Origin of the sequence: Parabacteroides provencensis (assembly GCF_900232875.1) — a bacterium.
In the GTDB taxonomy this organism is placed as follows: Bacteria; Bacteroidota; Bacteroidia; order Bacteroidales; family Tannerellaceae; genus Parabacteroides; species Parabacteroides chinchillae.
Genome location: NZ_LT960490.1, coordinates 150,191 through 165,929, shown reverse-complemented (window position 1 = coordinate 165,929; position 15,739 = coordinate 150,191). Strand labels below are relative to the sequence as shown.

The 15,739-nt window shown below is 38.9% G+C and carries 12 protein-coding genes and 1 pseudogene; 5 read left to right on the top strand and 8 right to left on the bottom strand.

All coding sequences use genetic code 11. The annotated features are described in order from the left end of the window. Positions 1 to 19: 19 nt before the first annotated feature. Positions 20 to 496, bottom strand: a complete 477-nt coding sequence (locus CTY47_RS11940) for a toxin-antitoxin system YwqK family antitoxin (protein ID WP_099465017.1) — start codon at positions 494 to 496, stop codon at positions 20 to 22. 222 nt (positions 497 to 718) lie between these two features. Between CTY47_RS11940 and CTY47_RS11935 the strand changes: the two genes are divergently transcribed. The 3 genes from CTY47_RS11935 to CTY47_RS11925 all read left to right on the top strand — a co-directional run bounded on the left by CTY47_RS11935 (position 719) and on the right by CTY47_RS11925 (position 6,507). After that, positions 719 to 3,550 carry a TonB-dependent receptor gene (locus CTY47_RS11935; protein WP_099465016.1) on the top strand — a complete coding sequence of 944 codons (2,832 nt, stop codon included), beginning with the start codon at positions 719 to 721 and terminating at the stop codon, positions 3,548 to 3,550. Positions 3,551 to 3,594: 44 nt separating this feature from the next. Beyond that, a complete protein-coding gene (locus CTY47_RS11930; RefSeq protein WP_099465015.1) occupies positions 3,595 to 5,127 on the top strand; it encodes a hypothetical protein in 1,533 nt (510 codons plus the stop codon). A 111-nt stretch (positions 5,128 to 5,238) separates the two neighbouring features. Next, the gene (locus tag CTY47_RS11925) at positions 5,239 to 6,507 is read left to right on the top strand and encodes a DUF3843 family protein (protein WP_099465014.1); all 1,269 of its coding nucleotides are present in this window, start codon (positions 5,239 to 5,241) and stop codon (positions 6,505 to 6,507) included. A 72-nt stretch (positions 6,508 to 6,579) separates the two neighbouring features. Here the strand turns inward: CTY47_RS11925 and CTY47_RS11920 are convergent, their stop codons facing one another. Together CTY47_RS11920 and CTY47_RS11915 are read right to left on the bottom strand one after the other, a co-directional pair. Further along, positions 6,580 to 7,617 (bottom strand): Gfo/Idh/MocA family protein, encoded by a 1,038-nt coding sequence (locus CTY47_RS11920; protein WP_099465013.1) that lies wholly within the window; start codon positions 7,615 to 7,617, stop codon positions 6,580 to 6,582. Between the two features lie 6 nt (positions 7,618 to 7,623). Then, complete coding sequence (locus CTY47_RS11915; RefSeq protein WP_099465012.1) at positions 7,624 to 8,337, bottom strand: 2-phosphosulfolactate phosphatase; 714 nt, start codon at positions 8,335 to 8,337, stop codon at positions 7,624 to 7,626. Positions 8,338 to 8,438: 101 nt separating this feature from the next. On the opposite strand from CTY47_RS11915, the gene CTY47_RS11910 reads away from it, so the two are divergent. Together CTY47_RS11910 and CTY47_RS11905 are read left to right on the top strand one after the other, a co-directional pair. Then, the gene (locus tag CTY47_RS11910) at positions 8,439 to 9,029 is read left to right on the top strand and encodes a DUF4251 domain-containing protein (protein ID WP_099465011.1); all 591 of its coding nucleotides are present in this window, start codon (positions 8,439 to 8,441) and stop codon (positions 9,027 to 9,029) included. A gap of 137 nt (positions 9,030 to 9,166) precedes the next feature. Further along, the gene (locus CTY47_RS11905; RefSeq protein WP_099465010.1) at positions 9,167 to 10,354 is read left to right on the top strand and encodes a glycoside hydrolase family 10 protein; all 1,188 of its coding nucleotides are present in this window, start codon (positions 9,167 to 9,169) and stop codon (positions 10,352 to 10,354) included. Positions 10,355 to 10,441: 87 nt separating this feature from the next. Here CTY47_RS11905 and gcvT read toward each other — a convergent pair whose 3' ends face one another. From gcvT to CTY47_RS11880, 5 genes and pseudogenes are all read right to left on the bottom strand, one after another. Beyond that, entirely contained in the window at positions 10,442 to 11,527 is a 1,086-nt protein-coding gene (gene gcvT / locus CTY47_RS11900) for a glycine cleavage system aminomethyltransferase GcvT (protein ID WP_099465009.1), read from the bottom strand. Positions 11,528 to 11,540: 13 nt separating this feature from the next. Beyond that, entirely contained in the window at positions 11,541 to 12,761 is a 1,221-nt protein-coding gene (pepT, locus tag CTY47_RS11895; protein ID WP_099465008.1) for a peptidase T, read from the bottom strand. A gap of 62 nt (positions 12,762 to 12,823) precedes the next feature. After that, positions 12,824 to 14,227, bottom strand: a complete 1,404-nt coding sequence (locus tag CTY47_RS11890; RefSeq protein WP_099465007.1) for an amidophosphoribosyltransferase — start codon at positions 14,225 to 14,227, stop codon at positions 12,824 to 12,826. Between the two features lie 286 nt (positions 14,228 to 14,513). Further along, positions 14,514 to 14,693 carry a hypothetical protein gene (locus tag CTY47_RS17420; protein WP_233202118.1) on the bottom strand — a complete coding sequence of 60 codons (180 nt, stop codon included), beginning with the start codon at positions 14,691 to 14,693 and terminating at the stop codon, positions 14,514 to 14,516. Continuing rightward, positions 14,694 to 15,698 (bottom strand): annotated as a pseudogene (locus CTY47_RS11880) (ISAs1 family transposase); the annotation flags it as partial. Positions 15,699 to 15,739: the final 41 nt, after the last annotated feature.

Here is a 15,739-nt window from a genome sequence, read left to right as displayed (position 1 = left end):
TTGAAAAAACAAATACCTGTTATTTATCCTGCTTTTCTTCAGACAATAAACAACCTTCATCATTCCAGGTTCGCCAGATTCCGGATTTCTTACCTTTTATATAAAACATCTCAAACTTCAGGATACCTTTGTCATTCCAGATTCGCCACGGACCATCTTTTTGGCCGTCGTGATAAGTAGCTAATGCTATTAAATTTCCTTCTTCATTATATGTACGCCATTCCCCATGAAACTGTCCTTTATAATAAGCGCGTATTTCCGCTGTTTTTCCATCAGGATAATAAATGACATAAGTACCTTCCGGCCGTCCCGCCTGTAAGTACAATTCCATTTTAAGCATACCGTCGTCATAAAATTCGGTATAACGCCCCGTATAAAGATTTATTAATGACTCATCCGTATAATACTGCCCTTCACTCAATACCAAATCCTGAGCCAGGCAGGTAGATGCAGACATTATTGAAAACAGTGCAACAGGAAATGCTTTCTTTATCATAAGAATTTTTCTAAAATTAATATGTGCGCAAAAGTAGCCCTGCCTTATTTCAAAACCATTGTAAACAAATGACAATCATATGTCATATGCTCTTTCTGGCATACCAGTTAATGTTGTCATTCTTTTGAAACAGACTTGTAAAAAATTCGTTTGACAACTGTCGCAACCTCGTAATATACCTGTTCGATCTTTGCAGCACAATTATATAAAGAAAGAAAACGTATGAAAAGTATCTACAAAAAGATTTATTTCTTTTTATTCTTATTACTCTTCTCTAACCTTACGGGACTAGCAGACAATAGCAATGGTTCCATAACTGGTACTATTATTGACAAAACATCCAAAGAGCCTTTAATGGGTGCTACCATACAATTAGAAGGTACCAGTATAGGAACTGTAACCGATCTGGATGGAAACTTTGTCATTCTTGATATAAATCCGGGAATATATACAATCAACATTAAATATATATCCTATACTCCTGTCAAATTAAGTAATGTTACGGTAACTAAAGGACAAAGAACCGTGCTGAATACAGAAATGGTAGAAGCCAGTCTGGCTCTTGAAGGGGTTACAGTTATTGCCCATGTAAAGCAAAATACGGATCTGGCTATGCTAAAAGCCACAAAAGCTAGTCTTTTGGTTCAATCTGGTATATCAGCACAACAAATTATCCGAACTCAAGACCGCGATGCCTCGGAGGTAATCAGACGTATTCCCGGAATCTCTATTATTGACGGAAAATTCGTAATGGTACGAGGGCTGGCACAACGTTATAATAATGTATGGATCAACAACAGTGCCGTACCTAGTTCGGAAGCAGATGCACGCGCTTTCTCTTTCGACATCATTCCTAGTTCTCAAATAGATAACATGGTAGTGGTAAAAAGCCCGGCACCTGAAATCCCGGCTGATTTCTCTGGAGGATTTATTAAAATAAATACGAAAGATGTTCCTGGCAAAAATGGTTTTTCTGTCTCCGTAGGAGGAAGCATGAATGACCAGACACATTTCAGAGATTTTCTGTATAGTCCGGGAAGTGCAACAGATTTCTTAGGTTTTGATGGCGGATTACGCAAACTGGAAGGTTCCTATACAAATCGTTTGGACAACGATAACAAAACAGCAGTAGAGCATATCACTCGTAACGGATTCAATAACAATTGGAGCGTTAAAACCAAGACTCCCATTGCCGATTTACGACTAAACGCATCTTTTAACCACAAATTCGATCTGGGAAACGGCAAGAATTTTGCCATTATTAGTGCTATTAACTACACTAACGCCTATAAGACACAAAATGACATGTTGAATGCCCGTTATAGTCTATACGATGTTGACAAAGACCAACCTGACTATAAAAACAAATATACTGATAATGTTTATAGCAATGACATTCGCCTCGGAGGGATGATAAACTTCACTTATATGCCCAACGACCACGACAAGTACGAATTCAAGAATATTATAAATCAATTGGGACAAAGCCGGTACACCACCAGAAACGGTATTCTGTTCAACAGTGGACAATACATCCAAAAACAAGAAGAATATTTCTATAGCAGCCGCACAACCTATAACGGCCAATTCACAGGCACACACAATCGGGATAAATCCAAAACAGATTGGAGTATAGGCTACGCTTATGCCAATAAGAACCAACCGGACCGCCGCATTATTAACCGCGAAGAAAACGGTTTTGCCGGTGATCCCCACGAAGGTGAAATGCGCATAGACCAGAATGAAATAAAACGCTTCTTCTACAGACTAGATGAAAATATCGGATCGGCAACTGTCAATTACCAACGTGAAATTCATATTGGGAATCTTCAACCTACACTAAAAGCCGGAGCTTATACAGAATATCGTCATCGCGAATACAACAACCGTGCTTTTTACTACCGATGGAATAACCAGAATTTGCCATCCGGATTCGAATATATGGATGTTATCGATGAAATACTAATCCCCGACAACTTTGGTACAAACAAAGTTTATATCTACGAAGATACCGACAATCGTAACAGTTACAAAGGCAGTAATATTCTCGCCGCCGGCTATCTGGGAATTAACATACCTGTCAATAAACTGGATATTTATGCTGGTGTCCGGTATGAATACAATAATATGAAACTAACAAGTTATACAACAATCAAAGACTGGAAAACCAAAGAATATAAATATCCGAGTAATCATCTGTTCCCATCGCTGAACACAAGCTACAAATTCAATGAGCAAAGCCAACTTCGCCTGGCATATGGTATGTCAGTAAACCGCCCCGAATTCCGAGAGGTGTCAAACTCTGTATATTATGATTTCGACCTTTTCAGCAGTGTAATGGGTAATCCGGATCTGAAACCTGCTTACATACAAAATGCAGATATTCGCTATGAGTATTATCCGGCAGCCAGCGAAGTAATTTCCGTTGCTCTTTTTTATAAGCGTTTCGACAATCCGATCGAATGGACATACATAGATAATGGTGGTAGCTACACCTACACCTATGTCAATGCCAAAAGCGCCAACAATTACGGAATAGAAGTTGAGATCAAAAAAAATCTGGATTTCTTAGGTCTGAAAAATTTCAGTTGGAATTTCAACGGAGCTTATATTAAAAGCAATGTACAATTCGAAAAAAAGAGTCAAGATAAAAACCGTGCTATGCAAGGACAATCTCCTTACATCATTAATACCGGATTTTTTTATCAAAACGAACAATATGACATTAATGCCAGCATACTTTACAACCGGATCGGGAAACGTATCATGGAAGTAGGCAATGCCGACATGACAGAGGGCGGCTCCATTAACAATGACTTCCCCGATACATACGAACTGGCCCGGAATACAATAGATATTAATTTCAGTAAAAAATTTGCCAAGAGATGGGAAGTTAAAGCCAGCATCCGCAATCTTCTGGGAGAAAAAGTGACATTTGTCCAATATCCTAAGTTCTTCGATAAAAACAATATACTTCAAGAACGCACACAAATCACAAAACAGTACAAGCCGGGAAGAAACTTCTTTCTTACACTGAGCTATAGCTTATTATAATTAAAATTAAATACATCTTTATTATTTACTTAAACAATGAGAACATGAAAAAAGTAAAATTGAAAAGTTTATTCTTCACTACGGCAATTTTTATTGCTTCCCTCACATCATGCAGCGACAACAATGACAACAATTCTCCGGATCCAACCCCGGAAGAAAACGAACTGGCAAACATTTTGTTGTTTAAAGCTGAAGACGGCACCATGACCCAATTAGGAAATGGAGATCAAAACTTCGAAATGCCAAAAGGCAAATATACCCTAAAAAAAGGAACTTACCACATGAAAGGATGGTGCTATATAGCAGACGGAGTAGAATTGAACATCGAGCCGGGTACCATCATTAAAGGAGATAAAGAAACAAAAGCCGCTTTGATTGTCGAACGTGGAGGTAAATTGCTTGCGCAAGGCACGGCTGAAGCTCCCATTGTCTTTACCTCTGAACAAGCTCCTGGGTCTCGCCGTCCGGGAGACTGGGGTGGTTTGATTATTTGCGGTAAAGCCAAAAACAACGGGGTAGAAAAGACAATTGAGGGTGGTCCAAGAAGTAAATACGGAGGCGATAATGACGATGACAATTCAGGGATTATCAGTTATGTTCGTGTAGAATTTGCTGGTTATCCTTTCGAAAAGGACCAGGAAATTAATGGTATTACATTCGGCTCTGTAGGAAGAAATACGAAGGTAGACCACCTGCAGGTTTCCTATTCAAATGACGATTCGTATGAATGGTTCGGAGGTACAGTAAACTGCAAATATCTGGTAGCTTATCATGGTTGGGACGATGAGTTTGACACCGACAACGGGTTCTCTGGCAAACTTCAATTTCTGCTAAGCGTGCGCCATCCCAAGATAGCTGATACTTCTTTATCTAATGGTTTCGAATCGGACAACGATGCCGATGGTTCCACCAAGGCACCGTTTACCACCTGTACATTCAGCAACGTTACCTTTGTCGGTCCGATCGGACAAGCCAGCGATTTCTCAAATACATCCGACTATATCAACGCCGGAAACTTATATCCGAACAACGGTTCTAAAATGGGGACATTCCAGGCTGCTATGCAAATCCGTCGCAATAGCAAACTAAACTGTTTCAACTCAGTAGCAATGGGCTATCCTGTGGGGTTATTATTGGATAACCAAAAAGGTACTACACAAACATGGGCGACAAACGGAGATTTAAAATTAAATAACCTTTACTTTGCACAAATGAGCGTATTGGGATCCGATGTAAATAAATCATGGAAAGATCAATTTTCTACAGACGGAACAAATGAAGATGCCGGCAAAATATCTTTTTCTCATACATTTTTCCTTACACAAACCGGTAACAAATATTTTGAAAAGATTACAGAACTTGGCCTGAATCAACCGAACAGTATGTCTTCTTCACCCAACTACGGTCCAAAATCAGGAAGTCCGTTGCTTGGACATACAGGCTTGTTTAACGATTCCATGCTAAACGACCCATTCTTTGACAAAGTTGATTATATCGGAGCTTTCAAAAGTGATTCTGACACAGACAACTGGATGAAAGGATGGACTAACTTTGATCCTCAGAACACGAAATACTAATTTTTACTTGATTTACAAGGTGTAAATTCTATGGCTACTTATCCTGTGATAAGTAGCCTTTCTCATATTAAATTGTTACATTTGTATAGTTAATTCATAATAGTAAAATACATGAAAAACATTAAAATTTATCCAAACGACTGGCTGCAATTGCATCCATACAAACAGTCTGGTACTACAGACCTTTATTATACAAACATAGCCAACCGAATCTACGATATTATGGAGAAGACCGGGTTGATTTTTTCATTTGAAGATGATGAACCAAAACAAATCTGCACCAGGATGGCTGCTTATTTTGAAGATGTGATTTCACAAACAAACATATGGCGTACTTTCATCACCACTCACAAAGAAATGTTCGGCAAATATCTGCCGTTCTATACCCCCGACGACCATTACTATGACGATGAAGTGAATCTGGAAGATATCCGTTTCTTACTTTGGCATTATACACAACAATATCACGGCTATCGTAAAAGTACATTTGTAAATCCGGACAACGCAATAAACGAAGAAACAGGCAAGCTAATCTATCAGTTATTCTGTGATGAATGGACGACTGCACCCGAAAATGAAAAACTGCAGAAATTATTCAGTCCGGAAATATCCTATACCGAGCCTGGCCGTTACGAAGAATTGCTTTTCTGGTTTCATTATAATTCATATCTTTTTACCGATCACTCTTTGGAATTAACAGAGCGGGTTAAAGAAATATTACAGAAAGGTCCAAGCCAAGAAGATATAAACAGAATAATCATACAGCAACATCAGTTTCTTGCTTATACCGATCATACGGCATTATTAGCACTCACCTCTCCGGAATGGCTCTATCGAATTCTGCCGGCAACACATCCGGATACAAATGCCTTTAAGCTAGTTGTCGAAAAAAGCACTTACAAAATGATATCGGATGAAATAAAAAGCAAGAACCTCGAAAGCTATGAGAAGTTTAAAAAAGCAGCAGACGGAAAACTACTTGTTTACTCCCAAGACCTAAATGAAATAAAAGAATTCTTAACAGAAAAAGTAGGGATTTCATTAGATAAAGAATTTCACTTTCTTGAAGGATTAAGAGGTAAAAAACTGGCTATTTATGCTACTCCCAAAGATGGTCTTATGTTTATGGATACAAATATCGAATCTATAAAAGATGAAAACAATCCTTTTTATGACGAAAAAATTGCCGGCGAAAAAGGACTGTCATTCTTCATTATAGGACATTGCACTCCCTCTATGCTAAAAATTTTAGAAGAAAAAGGGATGTTAGCAGATGCCCAAACCAAAAGTACAGTCAGTGTGGAAAGAGGCAAAGCCATCATTCATGATGACTGGCAGTTTATAAACCGCTATTTCACTCGGGAATACCTCTATGAATAATATGCCTCAACGGTAAAGACCATAATATCTTTACCGTTGAAACATAATTCGCTATTGACCGGATCGTCTTATTTATTTTTCAATATCTGCCGGATAAACAATACCTAACTGGCGTCGTACTTCATCAATAATTTCCAAAGTGATCAACGAATTCGTATGACTATTAATTGCAGACTCCCTGTGTCCAGAAAGTATCAGGTTGATAAACTCGGCTACTTCATAGAAATATTCATCTTTATCGGTCGTTGCACTTACATTCTCAGACTCGGGAGCAGGCCCCCTACCCGAAGCTGCCACTAAACGAGGCGCATAAGTTACATGACTGATTATATTAATCCGGTCAAGAGTTATATTTCCATCTTCTCCTTGTATCTCCGTCGGCAGAGAAGAATTAGCAATCTTTGAATATAAAACTGTAGCATTCATACCGTCATATTCAAAATTAACAGCCCCCTGGCCATCTGCACCCGATGATAAAACAACTCCCGTTGCTTCCACCCTTTTAGGACGGCCAAATAAAACAACCATTGGATAAATAGTATAAATACCGATATCCATCATCGCTCCATTGGAAAGCTCCGGATTGAAAGCATTCAAAACAATACCTTCTTTAAATTTGTCATAACGAGACGAATATTGGCAATAACAAGAAAAGTAACGACGAATCACCCCTATCCGATTCAGGTTTTCGCGTACAGAAAGAAAATTCGGCGTAAGCGTAGGTTTCATCGCTTCCATCAATGTCACGTTATATTTACGGGAAGCCTCTATCATTTCTGCCGCCTCTTTAGCATTGGAAGCTAAAGGTTTTTCACATAAAACATGTTTACCATGTTTCATACATAAAATACTTTGTGAAGCATGCAGGAAGTTTGGGGATGCAATATAAACAGCATCAATTACCGGACTTTCAGCCATTTCTTCCAAAGACGTAAACGTATATGGAATTTGATATTTAGCAGCAAATGCATCTGCTGTTTCTTGTGTTCGCGAATAAACAGCAACAAGCTCAAAACGTTCATCCTGCTGCGCACCGGCAATCACCCAGTCCGTAATAAAATTGGTTCCTACTACACCAAAACGTATTTTCGAAATGTGTTGTTGATCCATAATATATCAATGTAAAATTAAAACATTCTCTTGTACTTCAAGTTCCGGCACATAAGAAACACTGTCCGGAATAAGACAATAAGGAACTGCATCCTCCAAATGCTTCGCAACCAAACGTGCCATATGATCCGTCTCTTTCATATATGACAGAAGGTCATCTTTATGGGCGTTCCACATATCACGTGCAATTAAAGCAGCATCACTACCCGGAACGTATTGGCCTGATTTAACCAGCAAATCAACCAAAGCTCCACCAAAAGTAGTATCCTCTATATTTATTTTATCTTGCCAGCCTGAACACAAAACAACAACATTGTGTTGGTGGAGCAAGCAATAATCAGCAACAGCCTTTAAATTTACAAATGCACCGATTATAACCCGATATGCATCTTTTGCTACAGTAATAGCCTTTGTTCCGTTTGTCGTAGTGAAAACAACATCATGCCCCGATATTTTCTCCGGAGTATAATCGAATGGAGAGTTACCAAAATCAGCAAAATCGCATTTCTTTACATTTCGTTCGGCCCCAACCAGCCAACCTTCAGCTTTATATGTTTGTGCCTCTTCAATAGTAGCAACCGGACGAATAGTTCGCACACCATTCCGGAAAGCGGCAGCCATTGTTGTTGTCGCCCTAAAAATATCTACCACAACGACAACCGATTCAGGGTCGTGATAAACCTGATACAATGCAGGAGAGAAACATACATCTATCTTCATACTAGCATATTATTTCCGACAAAATTAGTAGATTATTTGAACTTTTTCCCGTCGTCCATGTTTAATCTATACAATTTAAAACCGTTTTAAAACTAAATCTTATGAAGAGAATTGTAAGTTTCATCGTCGTTCTTGCCGTATCAATGTGCGGAATGACTCAGATTAAGGCTCAGAAATCAGTAGAAAAAGCAGCCAAAAAAGTAGAAAGAGAAGTAAAGAAACAAGAAAGATTAGCACAAGATGCTATCATGGACGCGCAAGAGTTCAATTCGGCCGTACAAGCAATCAATAATCAATCTTTCGTATTGGAAGCAAATAGCATACAACCAATGAACGGGCCTGTATACTATGTAAACTCTAATACTAACTTTGTGTCGTTGAACAACGGGCAGGCAATGGTACAAATCGCGTCTACTATGAACCCAAACCCTGGTCCTAACGGATTAGGCGGTATCACCGTACAAGGTATGGCTTCTAATATACAGACCAAACAAGATGACAAAGGAAATGTATATCTAAGTATGAGTGTTATGGGTACATTTATTTCTGCAACTGTGAACTTGGTTCTTATCAATGGTTCAAATAATGCAACCGTTACTGTAGACCCGAATTTCTCAGGTAGAAATCTGACAATGACAGGTACATTACTACCATACTCTGACTCAAATATTTTCCAGGGAACAACTTATTAACATGTCCAACTTTTCTATAATAAGGATGGCGGTGCTCCGTGAGGAGCATCGCCTTTCGCTTTTATTCAGGTTTCAAGACTTCTTTGTTATCAGTAAATCATATATATTTGTACTTCAAACCACAAATATCAAACAATATGAACCGCACATTATTTACATTGGTTTTAATAGTAAATCTGCTCTCTTCGTTCAGCGTGCAAAGCAAAGCTGCAGAAGAAGGCATCCGGGGTGTATGGATACCCGCACCCAGATTCACATCCGTATTACATACTTATCAAGGTGTAAAAGATTTTGTCCAGTCAATGGATGAATTAAATATGAACTCTGTTTTTCTCGTTTCTTATGCCGAAACCAAAACGGTTTTTAAAAGCAAAGTCCTTACGAATTACAGTACTTATAAAACTCCTGAAGAATGTTATCTCTTAACAGATTACATAAAAGATTACCAAAGTCCGACAAATGATCCCGTAAGAGATTTAATCGATGAAGCGCATAAGTACAATATCAAAGTTTTTTTCTGGTTTGAATATGGTTTTATGGGAGAAGGACGACCTATTGGTACAGAAAATCCTATATTGGCAAAAAACCCGCATTGGCTTGGTATTAACAACCTGCAGGAACCGGCAAACTACAACAATCACGATTACTATTTCAACGCATATAATCCTGCCGTTCAGAATTTTCTGATCGAACTAATAGAAGAGGCCATTACTCTTTACCCGGATATCGACGGAGTTCAAGGAGATGATCGTTTGCCGGCTATGCCTAGAAATTCAGGCTATGATGTTTATACAGTTTCATTATATCAAAGCCAGCACAACGGAACTCTTCCTCCAACTGATTATAACAACCAGGAATGGGTAAACTGGCGATTGGAAATACTAAACACTTTCGCACGGAAGTTGCATGCAAAAGTTAAAAATAAAAATCCGGATATTATGGTTAGCTTCGCCCCGAATCCATACCCTTGGTGCGAAGAGAAACTAATGCAAGACTGGCCTCAATGGTGCAAAGACGGAAAATGTGATTTACTTGCCGTACAATGCTACAGATATTCGGCAGATTCCTATCGTCTTACATTATCTGAAGTACTAAGTTACCTTGACAAAAACAATCCGAAACAATTATTCGCACCAGGTATAATTTTAATGGAAGGTGGCAGCTCCAATATGACACCGGAACTACTAGAAACCCAACTCAGGATAAACAGAGAGCTTGGTGTAGCCGGTGAAATCTTTTTTTATAATGAAGGCATCAACATACCTTCTTTCAAAGAGGTATTGAAAAAAGCTTACAGTAAAAAGCTATCGTTCCCTTCCAAATAAATAAAAAGTGCGCCCGTAGGTTGAAATCAACTATTCGGGTGCACTTTTTTATTTATTACAAATATTCTGTTTTCCGACAGGCCTGCACTATTTTCGGAATGGTGCCTTTACAACCTGAGCCTTCAGATTTTTATTACGTACCTTAATAAATATCTCAGTACCAGCTTTTGCAAACTCAGGTTTCACATATCCCATGCCGATACCTTTCTTCAGAACAGGAGACATAGTGCCTGAAGTTACTACACCTATTACACTGTCATTACCGTCAACAATTTCGTATCCGTGGCGGGGTATACCTTTTTCAACCAGTTCAAAGGCACACAACTTACGGGTTACGCCTTCTTTCTTCTGACGTTCTAATTCTGTACGGTTTGTAAAGTTCTTTCCGTCTACAAACTTAGTAATCCATCCTAAGCCGGCTTCGATTGGAGAGGTCGTGTCATCCAAATCGTTTCCATACAGGCAGAAGCCCATCTCCAGACGTAAAGTATCACGAGCTCCCAATCCGATAGGTTTAATACCTTCAGGTTTGCCAGCTTCAAAAATTGCATTCCAGATAGTCATAGCGTCGTCCAAATAGAAATACAACTCAAAACCGCCTGCACCGGTATAACCTGTATTGGAAATAATAACATTCTTGCAACCGGCAAATTCTCCTACTACAAATGAATAATAAGGAATAGAAGATAAATCGACCGGAGTAAGACGCTGCAATATTTCTGTTGCCTTAGGTCCCTGAATGGCCAACTGGCCAATGCGATCCGATGAGTTCTCAAGCTCTGCTCCCACTGTGTTATGGCTTACGCACCAATCCCAATCCTTCGCTATATTTCCGGCATTTACAACTAATAAATACTTTTCCGGTTCATAATGGTAAACTAAAAGATCATCTACAATACCGCCTTTATCATTAGGGAAACAAGTATATTGGGCTTTACCAATCGGCAATACGGAAGCATCATTTGAAGTAATACCCTGAATAAAAGCCAATGCATTCGGGCCTTTTACCCAAAATTCTCCCATGTGAGATACATCAAATACACCTGCACCCTCCACTACGGTCATGTGTTCATCAATAATACCGGTATATTCAATCGGCATGTTGTAACCGGCAAATTCATGCATTTTTGCTCCGAGTGCAATATGCACGTCGGTAAACGGAGTTGTTTTCATGTTATTTTCGTGTTTAAGATTTTTGAGCTGTAAGCTCTGCTATTTTAATTATAGTTTGCATACTTTTTTCTAAAGACTGAACTGGCAGGAACTCATAACGTCCATGAAAATTAAGACCTCCTGCAAAGATATTCGGGCATGGCAATCCCATAAATGATAAACGGGCACCATCCGTACCTCCGCGAATAGGCTTAACAAGTGGAGTAACACCTACAGCCTCCATCGCTTCAAAAGCCAAATCGACAATAAATTTCTTAGGTTCAACTACCTCACGCATATTATAATATTGATCGCGAAGTTCCAGAGTTGTACTACCCGGATGCATTTCGTTCATACGTTTAACCAACACACGTAATTGTTCTTTCTTTTGTTCAAACAAAGAACGTGTATGGTCGCGGACGATATAAGATAGCGTAGCACTCTCCACTGTGCCATTCATCCCTGTAAGATGGAAAAAACCTTCATAGGCTGTTGTGTGTTCAGGACGTTGAGATACAGGTAACCAGGAAGCAAACTCGGTTGCCAATAAACATGCATTCAGCATCTTATCCTTAGCATATCCGGGATGAACATTCAATCCTTTAAAAGTCACCTTAGCTCCCGCTGCATTGAAATTTTCGTATTCCAATTCTCCAATCTGACCGCCATCAATAGTATAAGCCCATTCACAATCAAACTTTTTCACATCAAAATGATCCGCTCCCTGACCGATCTCCTCATCAGGAGTAAAGGCTATACGAATCCTTCCATGTTTAATTTCAGGATGGTCTTTCAAATATTTTACAGCAGATATTATAGCAGCAACACCTGCTTTATCGTCTGCGCCTAGCAATGTTTTACCATTGGTTACAATAATATCCTGCCCTTTATAATCGTTCAGTTCCGGGAACATGGATGGTGATAAAACAACATTTTCTTCAGCACACAACACAATATCCCCACCTTTATAAGTAACAATACGCGGTTGTACATCTTTGCCCGACATATCCGGGCTAGTATCCAAGTGTGCAACAAAACCAATGGTAGGAATATCCGCCGTTGTATTAGCAGGAAGTGTAGCCATCAGATAACTTTTATCATCCAATGTTATATCCTCCAACCCTATTTCTTTCAGTTCTTTTACTAATTCCTGGGCAAACATAAGTTGTCCGGGTGTACTAGGAGTATTCCCCGTCTCTTCATCCGATTGTGTATCGAACGTAACGTATTTTAAAAATCTGTCTATCAAATTCATGATTTACCTCTTTTAGTTCTTTATATTAATGCTATAAAGATAGACAAAATTATCTGTATTCATCAAAAACAACTCGATCCATTATAGCAATGTGTACAAACACATTCTTTCGGCAATCCTATCGAAGCTATGAGATCTTCAACAGTATTGAACTTCAAAGTTGTAATATTCAATTTTTTTCTGATACATTCCACCAGTTTTGTATACTGCTCCGACCCGGTCTCTGCATATTTATCCAAATCTTTAGTATCATCGCCTTCAAGTTCTTTAATGATACGGCGGGCAATCAATTCCAAATCCGACTTGGAAGCCGAAAAACCCAAAAACGGACAAGAATGCAAAATAGGAGGACATCCGATACGCATGTGCACCTCTTTAGCTCCGTATCCATACAATATATTGACATTATCACGCAACTGAGTACCTCTCACTATTGAGTCGTCACAAAAAATCACACGTTTGTCACGAAGTAATGTACGATTCGGAATTAATTTCATTTTTGCAACCAAATCACGCACAGCCTGGTTAGAGGGGGTAAAACTACGCGGCCATGTTGGCGTATATTTCACAATAGCCCGACGGTAAGGAATACCTTTACCTTCCGAATAGCCCAACGCCATACCAATACCGGAATCAGGAATGCCGGAAACATAGTCCGCATCCACCGTATCCTTTTTAGCCATTGCTATACCACTAGCATAGCGGGCGGCATCAACATTTACACCTTCGTACTCTGAAACCGGATATCCATAATAAACCCAAAGGAATGAACATACCTGCATCTTCTTATTCGGTTTACGGAGTTGTACCATTTCATCAGCCTTCAACATAACGATTTCTCCGGGACCCACATTATATTCCAATTCAAATCCCAAATTAGGGAAACTGCTAGGTTCGCTGGATGCAGCAAAAGCACCTTCTTTTTTCCCTATTAAAAGAGGAGTGCGTCCGTATTTATCGCGTGCAGCAATAATACCATCTTCAGTAAGGATCAACATAGAGCACGAACCTTTTATTTTCTCAAATACAGTTTCAATGCCATCTACAAACGTTTTTCCTTCCGAAATAAGCAATGAGATCAATTCGGTTTGATTAATACTACCCGAACTGAGTTCGGAAAAATGGCGTCCTCTTTCCAGTAACTCCACTTCAAGTTCCTTCAGATTATTCACTTTTGCAACCGTCACAACAGCATATTTACCCAAATGAGAGTTTATGAATATAGGCTGCGGATCCGTATCACTGATAATACCGATCCCCGAATTTCCCTCAAATTTGTCTAACTCGCTCTCAAAACGTGTCCGAAAATATGAATTTTCAAGATTGTGGATTGAACGTCTAAAAACTCCGTTGTGCAACGTTACCATACCGCCTCTGCGGGTTCCCAGATGAGAATTATAATCTGTGCCGTAAAACAAGTCGGTAGCACAAGCCGATTTAGAAATAGTGCCAAAAAAACCACCCATCGTTTATAGTGTTATTGATTTTTGAATTGAATTGCAAAGGTACAAGATTATTTAAGAATTGTCCAAACGACATAGTGTAAAAGTACATATCTTCTTTCCGATATTTAACTAATAGGACAAACATATTAAAGGTATAATACTTCGCATTAAAATACCGGACAAAAGCAAAGTTGATAATTGTCAACCATACAGTTAATAATTATCGGCCATACGGTTGACAATTGTCGGCCGCTTGACTCACAATTGTCAACATTCATTTTGCCAGGGAAGAAACAGGGCAAACGCATTAGGATTTTTGATATAGTACCATTGCCTTTTTCATTATCTCTTTCTTTATATTGGGCTTTAATGCTGCTGCTAACATTTTCTTTTTCAAGGATGCTCCTTTTTTGTATGTAAAGGCTTTCAGTACCGGCATTGCCATTTTTCTTAATATAGCCAGGTTTAACACTTGGTTCTTTTTCATTTTGGTCTCATCTTCATTAAAAGATACATCTAGTTGCCAATGCAAATTGTTCTCTATTTTCCATTGATTTCGTATGATATTCAATTGCATGGGTGCATCTTTCTCCAAGGAAGATATGAAACATCTTGTTTCTGTGGTCGTTTCTCCTGTAGACAGTATCGTTCTTTGGGAAGTAATTGTACCAAAGCTTTTGATTCCTTCCCATTCTTTTCCACACTCAGGTATCCATCCCTAATGAGAACAGGAATGACAAATACGGACTTCTTCTCTCCCATGTCCTCGGGTTATTTCTTCGGCATGATCTATCCATTTAGCTTTATCACGGTTGTTTTCTACTCGAATCCCTTCTAATATACCTTCATATAATTTCTCTTGATTGGCTTTCACAATAATCAGATAATCAGCTTTAGCTGCTGTAATAGCTTTGATAGACTCTTTTTGACAATGTAGAGCGTCCGCAGTAATAATAGTACTTGCCAAATAAAGGTCTGTAACTAATTTGCGAAGTTGCTCGGGCTCGTTTATCTTTTTATCTGCCACCTCCTGTCCTAAACACAATCCGGTTCCGGTAGCATAAGCAGTAACTACATTCAAACCAGAAACATCGGTTACAGAGGCAGCATATTTGCCATCAAAGGCTACTATTTCTTTATCTTTACTAGCCTGAGAATGATCCAAATCGCCGCGTAATTGAGATTGAAGGGCTGACATAGTCTTGCGAAAAGACTGTTCCAAACTCGAGGGATTAACCAAAGAGAAAAAGCGACTAAAAGTATCATGGGAAGGCACACCAACAAAACAAGAACCTAAGTACTCAGAGAGCAAATCTTCACTAGATTCAGCGATTTCAACGATATCATCCCAGTCTTTACCTCCACAAAGGATACCAACAAAAGCCATGAAAATAATGCTACAGGAAGGGTAGTATAGACGATTACCTGTACGGAAGTCTTCAACATCACGAGCAAAAGATAATAATAAAGAGTAATCAGAAGAAGGAGTCATAAAGAATATAAGTTAGAGATACAAAGCAAAGGTAGAAAAAA

What these genes read in the sequence shown, in the direction of transcription:
- CTY47_RS11940 (WP_099465017.1), bottom strand. Translation starts at nt 496, where the DNA reads ATGATAAAGAAAGCATTTCCTGTTGCACTGTTTTCAATAATGTCTGCA.
- CTY47_RS11935 (WP_099465016.1), top strand. Translation starts at nt 719, where the DNA reads ATGAAAAGTATCTACAAAAAGATTTATTTCTTTTTATTCTTATTACTC.
- CTY47_RS11930 (WP_099465015.1), top strand. Translation starts at nt 3,595, where the DNA reads ATGAAAAAAGTAAAATTGAAAAGTTTATTCTTCACTACGGCAATTTTT.
- CTY47_RS11925 (WP_099465014.1), top strand. Translation starts at nt 5,239, where the DNA reads ATGAAAAACATTAAAATTTATCCAAACGACTGGCTGCAATTGCATCCA.
- CTY47_RS11920 (WP_099465013.1), bottom strand. Translation starts at nt 7,617, where the DNA reads ATGGATCAACAACACATTTCGAAAATACGTTTTGGTGTAGTAGGAACC.
- CTY47_RS11915 (WP_099465012.1), bottom strand. Translation starts at nt 8,337, where the DNA reads ATGAAGATAGATGTATGTTTCTCTCCTGCATTGTATCAGGTTTATCAC.
- CTY47_RS11910 (WP_099465011.1), top strand. Translation starts at nt 8,439, where the DNA reads ATGAAGAGAATTGTAAGTTTCATCGTCGTTCTTGCCGTATCAATGTGC.
- CTY47_RS11905 (WP_099465010.1), top strand. Translation starts at nt 9,167, where the DNA reads ATGAACCGCACATTATTTACATTGGTTTTAATAGTAAATCTGCTCTCT.
- gcvT (WP_099465009.1), bottom strand. Translation starts at nt 11,527, where the DNA reads ATGAAAACAACTCCGTTTACCGACGTGCATATTGCACTCGGAGCAAAA.
- pepT (WP_099465008.1), bottom strand. Translation starts at nt 12,761, where the DNA reads ATGAATTTGATAGACAGATTTTTAAAATACGTTACGTTCGATACACAA.
- CTY47_RS11890 (WP_099465007.1), bottom strand. Translation starts at nt 14,227, where the DNA reads ATGGGTGGTTTTTTTGGCACTATTTCTAAATCGGCTTGTGCTACCGAC.
- CTY47_RS17420 (WP_233202118.1), bottom strand. Translation starts at nt 14,693, where the DNA reads ATGAAAAAGAACCAAGTGTTAAACCTGGCTATATTAAGAAAAATGGCA.